Genomic DNA, 16,925 nt, shown 5'->3' with positions numbered 1-16,925 from the left:
AGCCAGCGCCCGCAGCGAGGCCCGGCCTCACGTGCCCGGCCGCGACACCTCGGTCTCCTTGCTGGTGATGAACTCCAGCAGCACGGGAATGCCTTCCTGCGTCTTCTGGATGCCGCGCTTGATCGCGGGGATGATGTCCTCGGGCCTCGTTACCCGCTCGCCATAGCCGCCGAAGGCGCGCGCCATGGCGGCGTAGTCGCCGGAGATGTCGGTCGAGCGATATTTCTCGGTCGAGACCGGCATCACCTTCAACTCGATCGCCATCGAGAAATTGTTGAGCAGGATCGACATGATCGGGATGCGCTCGCGCACTGCGGTCTCGAAGTCCATGCCGGTGAAGCCGATGGCGGCGTCACCCCAGACATTGATGCAGAGCTTGTCGGGCTTGGCGAGCTTGGCGCCCATCGCGAGCCCCAGGCCATAGCCGAGCTGCGTCGTCTTGCCCCAGCCGAGATAGGTGAGGGGTTCGACCGATCTCCAGAACGGCGAGAGCTGGTCGCGCGGACTGCCGGCATCATGGGTGATGATGGTGTTGTTGATGTCGACGGTGTGTTGCAGGTCCCACAGCACGCGATAGGGGTTGAGCGGCGCGTCATTGCTGGTCAGCTTCGGCATCCATTTCGCCAGCCACTCCTTGTGCGAGGCCGCGATCTCGGCCGCGACCGCGGACGCATCGCGATCCGCGGTGACAGTCTTGCCGATCTCCTCCAGCAGCGCATCGAGCACGAGCCCGGCATCGCCGACGAGGCCGATCTTCGCCTCCACATCCTTGTTGAGATGGTTCGGGTCGAGCGTCGAATGGATGATGGTCTTGCCCTTCGGCATCGCGATGCCGAAATTGGTCTCGGTGAAGGAGCAGCCGATGCCGAAGATGACGTCGGCCTCGGCAAGGAACTTCGGCACCGCGCGCGGCACGGCGAGGCCGCCGGAGCCGAGCGACAGCGGATGCGTCTCCGGAAACGACGATTTGCCGCCGAGGCTGGTCGTGACGGGAATGGCGAGCCGCTCGGCGAGCCGTTTCAGCTGCGGCCAGGCCTGCGCGTAATGCACGCCCTGGCCGGCATAGATCACCGGCCGTTTGGCATTCACGAGCAGGCTTGCTGCCTCCCTCACATGCACCGGGTCGGCGCCGTAGCGGGTGCGCAGCACCGGCGTGTAGTTCAGCGGCTCCGGCACCTCCTCGTTCCACATGTCGGAGGGAATCTCGACGATCACAGGGCCGCCCCGGCCGTTCTTCAGCTTCGTGAAGGCGCGGCGGAAGATGTTGGCGACTTCAGCCGCAAGGATGATCGGCTCGGATGATTTCGCGAACGGCTTCATCGCCTCGCTGGAATTGAAGTTCGGCTCGATATGCGCAAGCCGGCGCTGATAGCCCATCGGCAGCACCAGCACGGGCACGGATTCGCCGTAGCACTGCGCGACGCCGCCCATCGCGTTCTCCGCGCCGGGTCCATGCTGCATGCAGAACGCGCCGATCGTGCGACCCGACGTCACCCGCGAAATCGCATCCGCCATGTGGATGCCGACGCGCTCCTGCCGCACCATCACCGGGCGGATCTCGGCCTTGGCCGCGTGCTCGATCAGGTGGTTGACGGGATAGCCGCAGAGGATCTCGATTCCCTCGCGCCTCATGATTTCCGCAATGGCAGTGCCGAGCTTCATGGCGTCTCTCTCCTCAGGCAGAGGCCGGTTGATCCGGCCGGTTGAGGAGAGAGGATCAGGAATTCGGGGAATGGTAAAGCACGCGCGGAAGGCGCAGCGGTAGGCCAGCTATGCACCGCGAGCGTGCACCGGTCCCTGCTGGCGATAATGGCCGCAGGCGCTCGCCGTCGGCCGCACGCCTCGCAACAGGCGCGAGGGGGCAACCAGGTCTGGCGTCTCGAAGCCCTCGGTGAATGCGTCATAAATCGGGGCGAGCAGTCGGATGGCCCTGGTCTTGCGGCCGGTCGCGATCCAGTGCGCGGCGAGATCGGTGCCGATCCGCAACTGGAATGTCATCGCTCCTATGGCGCGCGCTTCGGTCAGCGCCTGCTGTAGCCGCTGCTCGGCGCGCAACGGCTCGCCGGCGTGGAGAAGGACCGCTGCCTCGACCCTTTGAAGTTCCGACCGGCACCAGCGCTCGCCCTGACGTTCCTGATGGTCGATCGCCCGCGTGATGACCTCGCGCGCCTCCGCGATCCGCCCCTGCCGCAGATAGGCGCGGGCGAGGACCGCGAGATAGCTGCCGATCCGCATCAAGAAGCGACATTCGATCAGCTCGTCGATCGCGGCGCGAATATCCTCCACCGCGCGCGGATCGCCGCGCAAGTCACGAAGGCAGGCGGAGAAATAGCGCTCGACCGGGACCCAGCGCGAGATGCGTTCACGTTCCAGGTTGCGACGCAGCCGCATCGTGAAGCCCTCGAGCGCATCCAGATTGCCGGTTTCGAGCGCGACAGGAAGTGCGGCAAGCCCCAGCGCGTTCGATTGCGACACCCAATGGCCGCCGCGGTCCGCGGCGTCGACCGCGTCGCGGGCCAGCCTCGCCGCGTAGTCGGCTTGCCCTTGCATCCACGCCACGAACGGCAGGTTGAAGCGGACGGTGATGAACCGGTAGACCTCGTTCGCATCCTTGCGCGAACAGCCCTCGGCCAGCGAGTAGGTTGCCGCAAGACGATCCAGCACCGGGCGGCTCTTGCCCAACTCGCCGGCAAAGGCGCGGGCCCAGGCCAAGGCCCGATCCGCTTCGGACGTTGCCGTCAAATCGCGGTCGCGGTCGCGGTCGGCCAGTGCGGTGGCCTCCTCGAGATGGGCTATCGCGCGCGGGATCTGGCCGATCTGCAACAGGTAAAAGGCAAAACCCACCAGCGCACGCTGCTGATACTCGATGCTGCCGGCCCGCCGCGCAAAAGCGATGGCATCTTGCCAGGCAACCTCGTTCTCATTCGACATGTTGCGCGCGTAGAACAGGCTCCATCCGAGGGCGCAGGCGAGCTTTGCCTTCGACAGATCGCCGCAGGCGGCGGTCTTGGCCAAGGCGAGCGCATCCTCCAGCCGCGCCTGCGCTTCCGACAGGATGGAGGTTTCCGACCACAAGGTGATCGCCGCAACTGTGAGCCTGATTCCGAGGGCAGCATCACCTTGTTCGCCGAACGCCCATGACAGCGCAGCGCGCAAGTCGGCGATGCGGCCAAGGTAGCGCTGCGTCCAATCGGCCGGCTCGCGCCAGTTCCACTCCTCCTCGGACCGTTCGAACAGCGCGAGGACGCATTGTGCATGGCGGCGCAGTGCCTGGTCGCAGGCCGGATCGGCCTTGCGCCGTTCGGCGGCATACCGCCGTGTGCTGTCGAGCAGCCGGTAGCGCAGGCTCGCGCCCCGGGCCTGCGCGCTCAACAGCGATTTCGCGACGAGACCGCTGAGGCCCGTGGCGACGTCGACCGGCGAGAGCCCTGCCGCCTCGGCGACGAAAACCGCGTCCTCGGCGTCGAAGGCGTCAGTGAACACCGACAAAAGGCAAAACAGTCTCGCTTCCTTCTGCGACAGCAGACGGAAGCTCCAGTCGATCGTTGCCATCAGGGTCTCATGGCGCGGCGGCGTGCCCTCGGCGCTGGGGGCGCGAAAACCCAGCTTTTGATCGAGCAGCGCCACCAATTCGCGAGGATTGAACCTGCCGATCTGGGCCGCCGCCAGTTCGATCGCCAGCGGAAGGCCGTCGAGCGATTGGCAGATCGAAGCGACGTCCTCGCAATCGTCATCAGCGAACTGATAGTCCGACCATTCGGCGGCGCGGCGGACGAACAGCTGCACCGCCGGGAATCTCAGGGCCTCATCGACGGTCAGGGCGAGCCCGGATCGCGGCGAGGGCAGCGAACCAAGCCGCACGACATGTTCGGTGGCGGTGCCGAGCGGTTCGCGGCTGGTCGCGAGCAGCCTGGATGGCGAGGTGTCCGTCAGGAACTTGCCGGCAAAGATCGTTGCGGCGGGCAGCACATGCTCGCAATTGTCCAGGATGAGCAGCATCTGCCGCGGCCTCAGATAGTCGAGGGCCGCAGCCAGACCGTTGTCCGTATTGCCTCTGATGCCCAGTGCCGTCACCAGGGCTGCGCCGAACAGCGTCGGATCGGAAATTGTCGCGAGGTCGACGAAGCAGACGCCGTCCCGGCAGTGTGGCGCGTAGGCCCGTGCGGCCGCGACGGCCACGGTCGTCTTGCCGATCCCGCCTGCGCCAGCAAGGGTCACGTGCCGGTTGCCGGCCAACAGGTCGGCGATCTCGACGATCTCCGTTTCACGGCCAACGATGCCGCGCAACAATGGCGGATTGGGCAAGGGGAGGGGATCGGCGTGAGCCAGATCGTCCTCGATCTCGCCGATGCTGATTTGCACGTCCGCGATGAACTTGTACCCGCGACGCGCCACGGTCGCGATGTAGGCGGGCTCGATCTGGGTATCCCCCAGCGAGCGCCGCAGGCTCCACATGTTGACCTTGAGATTGCTGTCGTGGAGGAAGGTGCCCGGCCAGGCCGCCGCCATCAGCTCATTCTTGCTGACCAGCTCGCCGCGGCGCTGCACCAGCAGCTGCAAGAGCTCGAATGCACGCCCGCCCAGTTTGACGGGGCGCCCGTCGAGCAGGAGGAGCTGGCGGCTGGGAACCAGTCGGAAGGGGCCGAAGCAGTAGGTGAGCTCCTGCCGGCGTGTGCCCCGTTGCCGTGTCTCCGTGGCAGCCCGCATTGATCATTGCCAATCGATCGAACAGATCGCCTGCAATTATCATGCGCTGTAAACTTGTTGAAGTAAGCCGTTCTGAATTCGCACGATTGCTGCGGGCATTCGGCCGCAGGATGCTGCGACAAAACCGCTCGCGCGCAGGCGCCGGCTATTTTTTGGGCTTGCCGAGAACCGCCATGCGCATGACCTCGACACCGCCATCGGCAAGTTCCGGAAGCTTGGCGAACCAAGTCTGCACATAGGGCATCGCGTTATGCGCGTCGAAATCGGCCTGGCTGGCGAACACCTCATAGAAGATGAAATGACCGGGTTTGGCACGGTCTTCCTGGAGAAAATAGACCAGGTTCTTGGGATCGCCGCGAACGAGGTCGATCAGCGGCAGTGTGGCGGTGCGCAATTCGTCTTCCTTCCCTGGCTTGGCGCGGACCTGGGCCACCACCGAATAGGCGCCTTCCGGAATCTCCTGATAGCGCACACGCGGGGCTTCCTGGGCGAGGACCGGCGCCGCCGTCATGGCCATCGAGGTAGCGAAGAGCAGGGCGCCGAGCGAATTGCGGACGAGCATTTGCATGATGAAGTCTTTCACATTGAGATCGTGGGCGCTTTGCCAGGCGACCAGCGGAAGCCGGTCGCCCGAGGTTTGATGGTCAGCGCACGATTGTCTGCTGCCGCTTTGCCAGGGCCTCGCTGAAACGCTGCTTGACCGGGCCGAGTGCTTTGACGAATTCAAGCTGCTCGCCTTCCGGCCCCTTGCAATAGATCAGCTCCCAGCCGTTCGAGGGTTCCGCGGTGACCCGGTTCGTGTTGGCGCTGCGGGGAGCGGCCTTGCGGTCCGCTTCCGTCATGACGCGGATGGTGCGGTTCGCTCTCACCTGCGTCATGCCGCGGCGCGCGGACTCGGCTTCGAGGTCGGCGATGAACTTGTTGAAGTCGACGTCGTCGCGAACGTAGAAGCAGATGTGCATCATGCGCGGAAACGCCGGGCTCATGTGCTCCACCGGCTCGGCAAAGCTCTTCGCACTGCCCATCGGCTGATCGGCTTCGCGATATTGCAGCAGTTCGAGCACCATGTTGTCGAACTGGATGAAGCGGACATCGAGCCGCTGCGCTCCGCTTCTGAGGTCGGGAACGCCGATGGTCCTGGGATTGACCCCGCGCGCGTTCGCCTCGATCTCCTGGTCGGCCAGCAGCGTGTTCTGCACGCCGTCGCCCTGGAAATCGCCGTGACGGAACACTTCGGTGCCGCCGAGCACCTCCGTGTAGAACTGATAGGCCCGCTCCATGTTCTGCACCGTCAGTCCGAAATGCTGGACGCCCTGGAGCCGCGCGCCGAGCGGCGCCTCATCGCGCGCAGTTGACGACATGCCGCCGGCGTCCTGTGCTGCGGCCCGCGCGTCGGTCGCCGCGCCGGCGACGAGGCCGGTGACGACGGCTGCGCCGGCGGTCTGGAGCAGGGTGCGGCGACCCATGTCGGTGGCTTTGTCTGCTTCATCTGTCATGTCGCTCTCCTTCGTCATCAGGTAGGTTGGCGTGTGTTGTCCTTCCGGCCGGAGCAGCGCTCGGCCGGGCTGAGTCCGCTGCGCTCGCGCGCTTCAATCGGCCGCGGGAAGCGGGGCTGCGGGGTTGACGAGCCCTTCCGAACGGAGCTCGCGCCAGAAGTCGGCGGGGATGGCTTCCCCGAGCGCAGCGCGATCCTCGGCGATGCGGCCCGGGCGGCTCGCGCCGGGAATCACGGCCGCCACCACCGGATTGGCCAGCGCGAACTGCAGGCCTGCCGCCTTCATGCTGATGCCGTAGCGGTCGGCGATCGCCTTGATCCGCGCGACCTTGTCGAGGATTTCCGCAGGCGCCGGCGCATATTCGAAGTTGGGACCGCCGACGAGTGCGCCGGAGCTGTAGGGGCCGCCGACGACGATCGCGAGCTCGTGCTCGGCAACCATCGGCATCACTCGCTGAAGCGCCCTTGCATGGTCGAGCAGCGTGTAGCGGCCTGCGAGCAGGAAGCCGTCGGGGCGCGGCTCTTCGAGCGCGAGCAGCAGCTCGATCGGCTCGACCCGGTTGACACCGAGGCCCCACGCCTTGATCACGCCCTCGTCGCGCAGCCGGTCGAGCGCCTTGAACGCGCCCTTGCGCGCGGTCTCGAAGACCGAAAGCCATTCGTCGCCGTAAAAATCCTGCGCGACGTCGTGCACGAAGGCGATGTCGATGCGGGATGTAGCGAGCCGCTTCAGGCTGTCCTCGATCGAGCGCAGCGTTGCGTCCCGGGAATAGTCGTTCACGATCTTGTTCGGGCGGCCATATTTGAAGACGCCGCCCTTCTCGCCGAGGTCGCGGGCGCTGACATCCTCGATCTCGTCCAGGATCAATCTCCCGACCTTGGTGCTGACGACATAGTCGCCTCGCGGCCGGCCTGCGAGCGCAGCGCCCATGCGGATCTCGGCAAGACCCGCGCCATAGAAAGGCGCGGTGTCGAAATAGCGGATGCCGTCGTCCCAGGCTGCGTTCACCGTCGCCAGGGCTTCCTGCTCCGGGATGTCGCGGAACATGTTGCCGAGCGGCGCCGCACCGAAACCCAGCTTCCCCGGCAGAATATCCTTGAGAGCCATGTTGCGAGTCCTTCTGTGACAGCCGAAACGATCCGTGCGCGGGCCGGCCGACTCAGTCGGCCGCGGATGTGTCCGCACTTCTGATGAACGCCGCGACCTCGCGCGGATGCGACAGCATCACCGCGTGGCTGCTTTTCATCTCCGTCACCTTCGCGCCGGAGCGCTTGGCCATGGTGCGCTGTGCCGTCGGAGGGATCATGTGATCCTCGCTGGTCACCATGTAATAGGTCGGCTTCGTCTTCCAGGCCACGCGGTCGACCTTGGTCTGCACCGCCTGCAATCCCCACGGCAGTTGTGCGGCACCCATGAAGCGGGTCGTCGCCGCGTCGACATCGGCCGCGAAAGAGGTGGGGAATTTGTCGCGGTCGACGAGAAGATAGTTGCCCTCGGCGACCAGCGGAGCCTTGTGCTCGCCGGCGGGCACCGGCGCTTCCGCCAGCGTGCTGACCGACTCCCCGGCGTCGGGCGCAAATGCCGCGAGATAGACGAGGCTGCGAACCTTCGGATTGTCGCCGGCTTCCGTGATGACCATTCCGCCATAGGAATGTCCGACCAGAATGACCGGATGCCGCGCCTTGGCGATCACGCGTTCGGTCTCCGCGACATCGTCTCGCAGCGAGATCGTCGGCTGCTGGACGACGAGCACCTCATAGCCCGCATTCGAGAGGATATCGTAGGTGTCCTTCCAGCCCGAGCCATCGACGAAGGCGCCGTGGACGAGGACGATGGAAACGGTTCTCTCGGCCGCGACCGCGGGAGCGGCCACTGCGATCGACATTGCGGCAAGTGCGGAGATAAGAGTCTTCATACCAGGCTCCGATCCTCAATACGGCGGCATTGCCGTTGATGCGCGCTTCACTAGCGCTCGCGAGCACTGCGGTATTTCCGATTCCTGCGCGATGACCGACGCTTCTTGCTCATTCGCGAAGAGATCAGCGTTCGACGCCAACTGCGACACGCGCCAAGCCTTTGCCTTGCCTGCCTTTTACCTCTTTTAACCGAGCCGCCTCTGGACTTCGTCATCGCCGCTTGTGAGAAATTCGGAGATCGGCGTGGCAGCGGCCGGGGCTGCAACTCATCACCGGATGGAATGATCGCGCGTTCGCGATACGGGGCCGGAATTCGCCGCAACTTGCGGAGGTCGTGATGGCGCTCGTGACGCATGGAGATGAGAAATACAAGAACAGCGAGAAGCTCGCAGCGGCGGGCGATTGGCCGGGGCTGAGCATCGAGCATCGCAGGTTCGAGGCGGGGCGCCAGGCAACGCCCATCCCCATCTGCACCGAAATCGTCATGGTGCTGTCAGGCGGCGGCATGGTGTGCCGGGCCGGCAACGGCGAAGTCCAGAAGAGTCTCGCGCGGCCGGGCATGAGCTACCTCGTTCCCGTGGGGACGCAGGAGAGCCATCTCGAACTGTCGGACCGAATGGAATGCCTTCATCTCTATCTTCCGCCGGCGCTGCTGGACCAGAGTGCGCTTGCGGACTTCGATATCGATCCGGCGAAAGTCGAGATCGCCTACGCCCACGGTCTGGCGGACCAGGTGCTCTTCCACATCTGCTCGCCGCTGCGCGATCTGCTCCATCGCGCGCGCCAGCCGACCGACGCGCTGTTTGTGAAGGGAATCCAGGTTGCGCTCGCGGCACATCTTCTCGCGAATTATACGATCGACCGCTGGCGCGCGCCGGACAAATCGCCGTCGCTCGACCCGCGGCGCCTCCAGCGCGTGCTGGACTATATCGAGGCTTCTCTCGGCAGCGATATCAGGCTCGAGGATCTGGCGGCCCAGGCCTGCCTCAGCCCCTATCATTTCTCCCGGCTGTTTCGCGAGGCGACCGGATTGTCACCGCACCGCTATGTGACCGATCGCCGCGTCCAGGCTGCCCGGCACGAGCTCGCACGCGACCGTTTGTCCTTGGTCGAAATCGCGCTGGCGTTCGGCTTCGGCTCGCAAGCCAATTTCACGCGCGTGTTCCGCAAGGCCGCAAGTCTCACGCCGGGGCAGTATCGCGAATTGTGCTGCGGCCAAGCCGACGTGAAGGTAGATCGTTCCGATGCGGCATTCCGCAGGGATTGCGCATGATCTCGCAGGAATCGGAAATACGCCTCGGAGTCCATGAGGCAGTGCTGTTGTGCCGACCAGATGATCCGCGAGGAGATAGACCGACATGATCGAGCTCACGGTGAACGGGATCAAGCGCCAGGTGGACGTCGTTGCCGAGATGCCTCTGCTCTGGGTGCTGCGCGACGAGCTCGGCATCACCAGTCCCAAATACGGTTGCGGGGTCGCGCAATGCGGTGCTTGCACCGTGCAGATCGACGGAATGGCGGTCCGGTCCTGCCAGGCGCATATCGGCGAGGTCGCGGGCAAGTCGGTCGTCACGCTCGAAGGGCTGGAGAAGAGGGAGCAGCATCCGGTCCTGCAGGCCTGGATCGAGCATCAAGTCCCGCAATGCGGCTACTGCCAGACCGGCCAGATCATGCAGGCCATCTCCCTCCTTGATCTGATCTCCCAGCCGACGGACGAGGAGATCAATCAGGTAATGTCCGGCAATCTCTGCCGCTGCGGCACCTATCCGCGCATCCGCGCGGCGATCCATGCGGCTGCGGCGAAGAAGATGGCGGAGAAGTGAGATGGGCCACATGCAGACCCTATCGCGTCGGGCTTTCGTTTTCGGCTCCGCTGCCGTCGCCGGCGGCATTGCTTTCGGTGCCTATAGTCACGCTGAGGCGGCCGCGCCGAGCGCCGATGGCAATCCGCTGGCTGCGGGCCTCGCCCCGAACTCGGTGACCTTCAACCCCTGGGTCGAGATCACCCCGGACAAGATCACGCTGATCGCGCAGCACGCCGATATCGGCCAGGGCGTCGGCTCGGTGCAGCCGATCATGATCGCCGAAGAGATGGACCTCGATCCCGGCCAGTTCGAGATTCGCTTCGCTGGTCCCAGTCCCGCCTATTTCAACACCGGCTTCGCCGACGAGTTCGCGCCGTTCGTCGCAGCGGACCAGAGTCCGGCCGCCGAGGAAGCGCGTGCCAAGACGCTCGAATGGTTGAGACAAGCCGGCCTGCAAATGACGGGTGGATCGAGCACGATTCCGGACACCTATCAAAAGCTGCGCGTTGCCGGTGCGGTCGCGCGCGAGACGCTCAAGGCCGCTGCGGCCAAGCGTTCGGGTGTCGCCGTGGCCGACCTTCGCACCCAATCCGGCCATGTGATCCTGCCCAACGGAACCAAGATCGCCTATGTCGATCTCGCCGCGGACGCTTCAAAAATTCCGCCGGTGCTAGATGCACAGCCGCGCGACCCGTCAAAATGGCGCATGCTCGGCAAGCCGATGATGCGGCTCGACGTCCGCTCGAAAGTGATGGGCGAGCTGAAGTTCGGCATCGATATGAAGATGGACGGCATGCTCTATGCCTCCGTCAAGCTGAACCCCAACAAGGGGCAGCCGCTGAAATCCTACGACGCGAGCAAGGCGCGCGCGATGCCGGGGGTGAAGCAGATCCTCGAGATCAAGAATGGCGTTGCGGTGATCGCGACGAACAGCTGGTACGCCATGAAGGCGGTCGACGCCATCGCTTGCGAGTGGGCGCCCTCGGTCTATCCCGCCGAGCAGGCCGACCATTGGAAGGTCCTGGAATCCTCGTTCAAGCCGGAATTCCTGGGCAAGGAGTGGAAGAAGATCGGCGACATCGAAGGTGGCCTGAAGACGGGCACGCGCGTCGAGGCCGAGTATCGCGCTCCTTACGTGGCGCATCAGCCGCTCGAACCGCTGAACGGGATCGGCCTCGTCACCGACAAGGGCATGGAGATCTGGGTCGGCCACCAGAGCCCTCGCTTCGTGCAATATGTCGCGGCGACGGCGATCGGCCTCAAGCCCGAGCAGGTCACCTTCCACAATCAGTGGACTGGCGGAAGCTTTGGCCACCGTCTCGAGTACGAGAACGTCCGCGTTCTCGCCGAGATCGCCAATCAGATGAAGGGAATGCCGATCAAGCTGGTGTTCTCGCGCGAGGAGGACTTTCTCCAGGACATTCCGCGGCAGATTGCGATCGCCCGGCACCGTGGCAGCATCGACAAGGGCAAGATCGTCGCGGCCGACCTGCAACTGGCCTCGACGACCCCGCTCAAGGGGCTGCTCGAACGTTCGGGCACACCCTCGAAGGATCCCGACGGGCAATTGGCCGCCGGCCTGTGGAACGTCTATTACGACATCCCCAATTTCCGCGCCACGAGCTTTGAGGCGCAGGGACTTTCGCCGAGCACGACGTGGCGGTCGGTCGGCGCCTCGACATCGGGCTTCTTCACCGAAAGCTTCATCGACGAGCTGATCCATGCCGCGGGCCTTGATCCCATGAGGGGGCGCATCGCGATGTGCACCGTGCCGCACTATCGCAAGGTCCTGGAGACGGTCGCGGAGATGTCGGACTGGAAGGGACCGCTCGGCAACGGCCGAGGCCGCGGCGTCGCCTTCGTGGAATCCTTCGGAACGCCGGTGGCCGAAGTGGTCGAGGTGACGAAGACGGACCGCGGCATCAGGATCGACAAGGTCTGGGTCGCGGTTGACGTCGGCAAGGTCGTCGATCCCGTCAATTTCGAGAACCAGGTGCAGGGCGGCGTCGTCTGGGGCCTTGGCCACGCCATCAATTGCGAGCTCACCTATGCCAAGGGCGCGGTGCAGCAGACCAATTACAATCATCACGAAGCGATGCGGATCTACCAATGTCCGGTCATCGAGGTGCGCGGGCTCGAGAACGATCCGAAAGTGCGAGGCGTCGGCGAGCCGCCGGTTCCTCCCGCCGCGCCCGCGCTCGCCAATGCGATCTTCGCGGCGACCGGACTGCGGATCCGCGAAATGCCCTTCAACAAGTTCATCGATTTCGTGTGAGGATCAGCGATGAAGAGGTCTCTGATTGCGCTCGTCATCGCCGCGTCCACGATCGCGGCTCTCACCGGAATTGTCGCGGCCAAGGACGAAGGTGCCAAGGAAGGCGCGAAGGACGTGCTGCCGGCGGGCAGCGTCAGCCGCGCCGAAGGGCTTTTGGCCTGGAAGCGGATTGAAGCGGTGGTGACGCATCCGCGCTGCGCCAATTGCCATGTCGATGCCAAGGCGATCCCGATCTGGACGCCGGCAGGGGAAACAAAACCACGCGTGCATGGCATGAACATCCATGGCGGCGAGAGCCGGATCGGCGCGGAGGCGATCCCGTGCTCGACCTGTCACATGACCTCGGCCCAGGCGAACGAGCCGGCACCGTCGCCGCCGCGCGCGGGCATCGACTGGCAGCTCGCGCCGGTGGCTTTCATCTGGTTCGGCAAGAGCGGCGCCGAGATCTGCGCGCAGCTGAAGGATCCCAAGCGCAATGGCGGGCGCGATGCCGCCGGTCTCCTCGATCATCTGCGCCACGATGCGTCGTTGAACGGCTTCATCCCCCGCGGCTGGTCGCCCGGCGCAGGCCGCTCCACGCCACCGGGCACCTTCGAGGATCACGTCAAGGACATGGCCCTGTGGGGGGCCGCGGGGCAGCCCTGTCCGGAGTGAGGCGTTCTCTGCGTCGCGTCAACGCGATCCCAATGGTGGGGACCGCAATCTCGACGGCAAAGTTGTTGGTCGGCCAGCAGTGGTGCTCTGGCCACCTGAATGCAAAGGAGTAACCCATGACCCAACATGTCCTCTTCATCGTCACCAACGCAGCCGTGCTCGGTCCGCATAATCGCAAGGTCGGCTTCTTTTTCGCCGAGGTCGCCCATCCTTTCGAGGTGCTCGACAAGGCTGGCGTCGCGGTGGAGTTCGCGTCCCCGGCCGGGGGATGGACGCCTTACGATGCGTACGACGAGAAAGATCCCGCCCAGAAGGATTTCCTCGCGAGCAAAGCCTTTCGTCGCCTAAATCACAGTCGAAAGTTGTCCGAGGTGGATGCCGCCGACTACGACGCCATCCTGGTGCCCGGAGGTCTCGGGCCCATGGTGGACATCCAGCGCAACGCAGCGGTCCAGAATGCCATCGTGCGCGCCTGGAGCACCGGCAAGCTCGTCAGCGCTGTTTGTCACGGGCCGTGCGCGCTGCTTGGTGTTGACCTTGGTGACGGTACCCCTTTCGTGCGCGGCAAGAAGCTAACGTCCTTCTCAAAGAAGGAAGAGTACGACTACGCCCGCGAGGATGTGCCTTACGAGCTCGAGGACGCGTTGAGGGCAGAGGGCGCCGAGTACTCGTCTGCGGCCAACTGGCAGCCTCACGTCGTCGTCGACGGCCGGCTCATCACGGGGCAGAACCCCGCTTCGGCCGGACCGCTGGGAAAAGAGTTGCTGTCCGCCCTCAAGCGACAGGACCGGTGACGCGAACATCTGAAATTTCGGAGTGGACGCAATTCGCGAGGGGGCTCGGCATCTCTGAAGCTGCGCTTGCCCTCGCATCGGGAGCTGTCGAATGACGCAATCGCCATCCAAGATTACCGCAATCCTGGTTGCTCGCCCAGGCAAGTCCGCTGAACTCAGGGCACTGCTTGTCGGCATGGCACCGCATTCCAGGGCCGAACCCGGTAACCTGCGCTGGGAAGTCTGGCGCGACATATCGAATGAAGATCGCTACGTTCTCGACGAGCTGTATCGGGACGTTGCGGCCGTAGAAGCTCACCGAACCACGCCGCATTACCAGGCCTACCTGGCCAAAATTCCCGAGCTGGCTGATCGGACGGCCGTGGTCTTGGAAGCGGTTGAGGTCGGTGGCCGGTGAACGGCGTCAGCAACTGCACCCGCGAACAGCTCCCCGGATTTCGCTGCGCTCCATCCGGGCTAGGAGCTTGTGAACTGCCACGGCCGAAGTTCGGGCTGGCCAGTGGACAAACCTCCTATTTGCAGTTCTTGCAGATCGTCAGCTTTCGTCTCAACGCCTCATCTTCCGGATCGAACGAGTCCGGGTCCGTGGAGCCATTCTTTGCCCCGCGTGACCGGGCCGGCGGCGCCGCCTGCCGCGGGGTGTCGTTGTCCTCGGTGCCGACGCTGAAACCGTCGTAGTCGGCGGCGGGATTGGGCGATGCCGGAAACCCGCCGATCACGGGCGCCGAAGGTGCTGCGCCGGGCGCGGTCACCAAGGCTGGATCGCGCTTGGGCCGGGAGTTCCTGGCGCTCGCTGGCGGCGATGCTTGCGGCTGCGACGCTTGGGGCGGAGCAAGCGAAACCGGCGGCGCGGTCTGTCCTCTCGCGCTATCCTGCGACCAGGCGCCGACAAACGCGAGGCAGACAGCCAGAACCATCGTGCGTCTCATCGGCATCCTCAAACAACCTTGGTTCAATGATCGACAGCATGACTGTTCGGCCATGTCGTGCTGAAGAATATCAGCACCCAAATGGCTGCCAAAGGTGACGGAAATGGGGAGTTTGCTTCGCCCTACCCGGGCGGGCTCCGGCGAGCGTGCAGGGAGGCGTCGCGTCAGGCCACAGCGGCCGTTACTTCATCGCCGAGCTGACCGAGTTGAACTTGTTGTTGAGGAGCGCGCTGCCGGTGTTGTTGACGATGGTGACGATCGCGAGCGCGATGCCGGCGGCGATCAGGCAATACTCGATGGCGGTGGCACCATTTTCATCGGCAAGAAATGACCTGAGCAAAGTCATCGTCAACTCCTGTTCATCCGTCCAACGTAGGCTGGCGCCGTTTTCGGAATGGTAAATTGATTCACTAACTTTCGGGGGCGCGTGCGCGCGCAAAAGGCCAGGCGGGATGCTTCCTGCCTGCGGCCATATACGATGCCATTCGTTGACTTAAGGTTTCATCACCGGATTTGGCTGGATTTGACGCTGTCTCCGCTCAGGACGTGATCGAGCGCCCCGGCGCGGCGTTGCCGGAGCGTTTCAGCACAGCGGCAAGGCGCCCGACCAGATAGCTCATGACGCGCGGCTGCGACTGCGCGGAGCTGCCGGCGAGGCGCTCGTCCTCGGCCGTGTCGTTGACGAGGCCGATGTAGTTCTTTCTGGCGTCCTGCTGCGGCACGGGTGCAACCCCCGGATTCAATCGACGGCGCAACCATGCTCTGCGCAGCGGGAATCGAAGGTTAATTTTGTCTTCCGTAGGATTACGTGGTGTCCTCCGAGAGCAGGCGAAAACCACGATACGGGCTTAACGGATTGTTGAGGCTGTTCGCCGGCCAGGCGGCGAGCGACGCGTGCGCAGAATCCTGCACGCGACACAGCGCATAAAGCATGATCCGGAAAAGTGCGAAGCGGTTTTCCGAAAAGATCATGCTCAAACAACAACCTAAAGCGCGATGACGATTCATCCCAATCTCATCGCGCTTTAGCTGCGGCCGGCGTCCGCGTTCAGCGCCCGCAACATCGCGATGCGGGCGAACATCATCCAGCCGCCGCCGGTCTCGGCCGCATGGATCAGCGTCTCGATCGCGGTCTGCCAGTGGGGGGCATGCTGCGCGTCCTCGGGCAGCCGCATGATGTGATCGGCCGCCTCCTGCAGCGTCAGCAGCTTACGCCCGCCGCGCAAGGCAATGGGTTCGTCGAACGCCGCCGACCAGGGCATGTCAGGCCGGCCGATCGGCGAGGGGAGAGATCACGGCGCGATGCGACGGTGTGATGCCGCTAGCCGGCCTTCTTCGCCCGCGCCGGCGCGCGCACCGGCTTGTCGGCCTTCCTCGCGGGCTCCTTCGCCGTCTTCGCAGCAGCGTCCTTGCCGCCCTTGCCTGATATCGGCAGCAGCATCTCGCGCTGGCCCTCGACGCGCTTCTTCGGCTTCTTGCCCTTGACCGCCTCCTTGGCGACCTTCGCCGCGGGAGCTGCATCCTTCTCGTTCGCGATGCTCTTCTTCAGCGCGTCCATCAGGCTGATGACGTTGCCGCCGGTCTTTGGCGTTGCCTTCGCGGTGATGGGCATGCCGCTGCGCTTCTTGTTGATCAGGTCGATCAGCGCGGTCTCGTAATGGTCCTCGAACAGCTCGGGCTCGAACGCGCCGGACTTCTTCTCCACGATGTGCTTGGCAAGGTCGAGCATGTCCTTGGTCAGCTTCACGTCCTGGATGTCGTCGAAATATTCGGTCTCGCTGCGGACCTCGTAGGGATAGCGCAGCAGCGTGCCCATCAGGCCGCTCTCGAGCGGCTCCAGCGCGATGATGTGCTCGCGGTTGGTCAGCACCACGCGGCCGATCGCGACCTTGTCCATGCTGCGGATGGTCTCGCGGATCACCGCATAGGCGTCGTGGCCGACCTTGCCGTCGGGCACGAGATAATAGGGGCGGATCAGGTAGCGGTTGTCGATGTCGGCCTTCGGCACGAACTCGTCGATGTCGATCGTGTGCGTGGAATCGAGCGCGATGTCGTCGAGCTCGTCCTTGGTGACCTCGATGTAGGTGTCGGTGTCGACCTTGTAGCCCTTGACGATGTCCTCGGAGATCACCTCGTCACCGGTCTCGGCGTCGACCTTCAGATACTTGATCCGGTGGCCGGTCTTGCGGTTGATCTGGTTGAACGAGACCTTCTCGGTATCCGAAGTGGCCGGATACAGCGCGACCGGGCAGGTCACGAGCGACAGACGCAGAAAACCCTTCCAATTGGCGCGGGGGGCCATGGGCTACTCCAAACGCAACGGGGACAGCAGACAAGAATACCATCGGG

18 protein-coding genes are annotated in these 16,925 nt (G+C 64.4%); 6 read left to right on the top strand and 12 right to left on the bottom strand.

Going from position 1 to position 16,925, the window contains the following annotated elements:
- Positions 1-27 precede the first annotated feature (27 nt).
- From BRAGE_RS0123200 to BRAGE_RS0123175, 6 genes are all read right to left on the bottom strand, one after another.
- Positions 28-1,683, bottom strand: coding sequence for a thiamine pyrophosphate-requiring protein (locus BRAGE_RS0123200; protein ID WP_265442204.1), 1,656 nt, complete (start codon positions 1,681-1,683; stop codon positions 28-30).
- Positions 1,684-1,770: 87 nt separating this feature from the next.
- Positions 1,771-4,707, bottom strand: coding sequence for an ATP-binding protein (locus BRAGE_RS49125; RefSeq protein WP_051377987.1), 2,937 nt, complete (start codon positions 4,705-4,707; stop codon positions 1,771-1,773).
- Positions 4,708-4,852: 145 nt separating this feature from the next.
- Positions 4,853-5,275, bottom strand: coding sequence for a putative quinol monooxygenase (locus tag BRAGE_RS0123190; protein WP_231164313.1), 423 nt, complete (start codon positions 5,273-5,275; stop codon positions 4,853-4,855).
- Between the two features lie 76 nt (positions 5,276-5,351).
- Positions 5,352-6,203, bottom strand: a complete 852-nt coding sequence (locus tag BRAGE_RS0123185) for a VOC family protein (protein WP_108914377.1) — start codon at positions 6,201-6,203, stop codon at positions 5,352-5,354.
- Between the two features lie 93 nt (positions 6,204-6,296).
- On the bottom strand, positions 6,297-7,310 hold the full coding sequence (locus BRAGE_RS0123180) for an aldo/keto reductase (RefSeq protein WP_027558800.1): 1,014 nt from the start codon (positions 7,308-7,310) through the stop codon (positions 6,297-6,299).
- A 52-nt stretch (positions 7,311-7,362) separates the two neighbouring features.
- The gene (locus BRAGE_RS0123175) at positions 7,363-8,118 is read right to left on the bottom strand and encodes an alpha/beta fold hydrolase (RefSeq protein WP_231164314.1); all 756 of its coding nucleotides are present in this window, start codon (positions 8,116-8,118) and stop codon (positions 7,363-7,365) included.
- 338 nt (positions 8,119-8,456) lie between these two features.
- Between BRAGE_RS0123175 and BRAGE_RS0123170 the strand changes: the two genes are divergently transcribed.
- From BRAGE_RS0123170 to BRAGE_RS0123145, 6 genes are all read left to right on the top strand, one after another.
- On the top strand, positions 8,457-9,392 hold the full coding sequence (locus BRAGE_RS0123170) for a helix-turn-helix domain-containing protein (RefSeq protein WP_027558802.1): 936 nt from the start codon (positions 8,457-8,459) through the stop codon (positions 9,390-9,392).
- 85 nt (positions 9,393-9,477) lie between these two features.
- On the top strand, positions 9,478-9,942 hold the full coding sequence (locus tag BRAGE_RS0123165) for a (2Fe-2S)-binding protein (RefSeq protein ID WP_167336520.1): 465 nt from the start codon (positions 9,478-9,480) through the stop codon (positions 9,940-9,942).
- Between the two features lies 1 nt (position 9,943).
- Positions 9,944-12,199 carry a xanthine dehydrogenase family protein molybdopterin-binding subunit gene (locus BRAGE_RS0123160; RefSeq protein ID WP_027558804.1) on the top strand — a complete coding sequence of 752 codons (2,256 nt, stop codon included), beginning with the start codon at positions 9,944-9,946 and terminating at the stop codon, positions 12,197-12,199.
- Between the two features lie 9 nt (positions 12,200-12,208).
- Positions 12,209-12,853, top strand: coding sequence for a hypothetical protein (locus BRAGE_RS0123155; protein ID WP_027558805.1), 645 nt, complete (start codon positions 12,209-12,211; stop codon positions 12,851-12,853).
- Positions 12,854-12,969: 116 nt separating this feature from the next.
- A complete protein-coding gene (locus BRAGE_RS0123150) occupies positions 12,970-13,647 on the top strand; it encodes a type 1 glutamine amidotransferase domain-containing protein (RefSeq protein ID WP_027558806.1) in 678 nt (225 codons plus the stop codon).
- 91 nt (positions 13,648-13,738) lie between these two features.
- The gene (locus tag BRAGE_RS0123145; RefSeq protein ID WP_027558807.1) at positions 13,739-14,044 is read left to right on the top strand and encodes a putative quinol monooxygenase; all 306 of its coding nucleotides are present in this window, start codon (positions 13,739-13,741) and stop codon (positions 14,042-14,044) included.
- Positions 14,045-14,159: 115 nt separating this feature from the next.
- Here the strand turns inward: BRAGE_RS0123145 and BRAGE_RS57730 are convergent, their stop codons facing one another.
- The 6 genes from BRAGE_RS57730 to BRAGE_RS0123115 all read right to left on the bottom strand — a co-directional run bounded on the left by BRAGE_RS57730 (position 14,160) and on the right by BRAGE_RS0123115 (position 16,878).
- Positions 14,160-14,399, bottom strand: a complete 240-nt coding sequence (locus BRAGE_RS57730) for a hypothetical protein (protein ID WP_416207790.1) — start codon at positions 14,397-14,399, stop codon at positions 14,160-14,162.
- A 358-nt stretch (positions 14,400-14,757) separates the two neighbouring features.
- Positions 14,758-14,922, bottom strand: a complete 165-nt coding sequence (locus BRAGE_RS0123135; protein ID WP_027558809.1) for a Flp family type IVb pilin — start codon at positions 14,920-14,922, stop codon at positions 14,758-14,760.
- Between the two features lie 193 nt (positions 14,923-15,115).
- The gene (locus tag BRAGE_RS0123130; protein WP_027558810.1) at positions 15,116-15,298 is read right to left on the bottom strand and encodes a hypothetical protein; all 183 of its coding nucleotides are present in this window, start codon (positions 15,296-15,298) and stop codon (positions 15,116-15,118) included.
- 82 nt (positions 15,299-15,380) lie between these two features.
- Complete coding sequence (locus BRAGE_RS52980; RefSeq protein ID WP_084334246.1) at positions 15,381-15,584, bottom strand: hypothetical protein; 204 nt, start codon at positions 15,582-15,584, stop codon at positions 15,381-15,383.
- Positions 15,585-15,601: 17 nt separating this feature from the next.
- Positions 15,602-15,838 (bottom strand): hypothetical protein, encoded by a 237-nt coding sequence (locus BRAGE_RS0123120; RefSeq protein WP_027558811.1) that lies wholly within the window; start codon positions 15,836-15,838, stop codon positions 15,602-15,604.
- A gap of 59 nt (positions 15,839-15,897) precedes the next feature.
- Entirely contained in the window at positions 15,898-16,878 is a 981-nt protein-coding gene (locus BRAGE_RS0123115) for a Ku protein (RefSeq protein WP_027558812.1), read from the bottom strand.
- Between the last annotated feature and the right edge of the window lie 47 nt (positions 16,879-16,925).

The organism is Bradyrhizobium genosp. SA-4 str. CB756 (assembly GCF_000473125.1).
GTDB lineage: Bacteria > Pseudomonadota > Alphaproteobacteria > Rhizobiales > Xanthobacteraceae > Bradyrhizobium > Bradyrhizobium arachidis.
The sequence above is the reverse complement of the archived record's forward strand: the minus strand, read 5'-3'. Positions and strand labels throughout refer to the sequence as shown.

Excerpts from the sequence above, each read along its gene's own strand:
- BRAGE_RS49125 (WP_051377987.1), bottom strand. The coding sequence starts at position 4,707 with ATGCGGGCTGCCACGGAGACACGGCAACGGGGCACACGCCGGCAGGAG.
- BRAGE_RS0123190 (WP_231164313.1), bottom strand. The coding sequence starts at position 5,275 with ATGCAAATGCTCGTCCGCAATTCGCTCGGCGCCCTGCTCTTCGCTACC.
- BRAGE_RS0123185 (WP_108914377.1), bottom strand. The coding sequence starts at position 6,203 with ATGACAGATGAAGCAGACAAAGCCACCGACATGGGTCGCCGCACCCTG.
- BRAGE_RS0123180 (WP_027558800.1), bottom strand. The coding sequence starts at position 7,310 with ATGGCTCTCAAGGATATTCTGCCGGGGAAGCTGGGTTTCGGTGCGGCG.
- BRAGE_RS0123175 (WP_231164314.1), bottom strand. The coding sequence starts at position 8,118 with ATGAAGACTCTTATCTCCGCACTTGCCGCAATGTCGATCGCAGTGGCC.
- BRAGE_RS0123170 (WP_027558802.1), top strand. The coding sequence starts at position 8,457 with ATGGCGCTCGTGACGCATGGAGATGAGAAATACAAGAACAGCGAGAAG.
- BRAGE_RS0123165 (WP_167336520.1), top strand. The coding sequence starts at position 9,478 with ATGATCGAGCTCACGGTGAACGGGATCAAGCGCCAGGTGGACGTCGTT.
- BRAGE_RS0123160 (WP_027558804.1), top strand. The coding sequence starts at position 9,944 with ATGGGCCACATGCAGACCCTATCGCGTCGGGCTTTCGTTTTCGGCTCC.
- BRAGE_RS0123155 (WP_027558805.1), top strand. The coding sequence starts at position 12,209 with ATGAAGAGGTCTCTGATTGCGCTCGTCATCGCCGCGTCCACGATCGCG.
- BRAGE_RS0123150 (WP_027558806.1), top strand. The coding sequence starts at position 12,970 with ATGACCCAACATGTCCTCTTCATCGTCACCAACGCAGCCGTGCTCGGT.
- BRAGE_RS0123145 (WP_027558807.1), top strand. The coding sequence starts at position 13,739 with ATGACGCAATCGCCATCCAAGATTACCGCAATCCTGGTTGCTCGCCCA.
- BRAGE_RS0123135 (WP_027558809.1), bottom strand. The coding sequence starts at position 14,922 with ATGACTTTGCTCAGGTCATTTCTTGCCGATGAAAATGGTGCCACCGCC.
- BRAGE_RS52980 (WP_084334246.1), bottom strand. The coding sequence starts at position 15,584 with ATGAATCGTCATCGCGCTTTAGGTTGTTGTTTGAGCATGATCTTTTCG.
- BRAGE_RS0123120 (WP_027558811.1), bottom strand. The coding sequence starts at position 15,838 with ATGCCCTGGTCGGCGGCGTTCGACGAACCCATTGCCTTGCGCGGCGGG.
- BRAGE_RS0123115 (WP_027558812.1), bottom strand. The coding sequence starts at position 16,878 with ATGGCCCCCCGCGCCAATTGGAAGGGTTTTCTGCGTCTGTCGCTCGTG.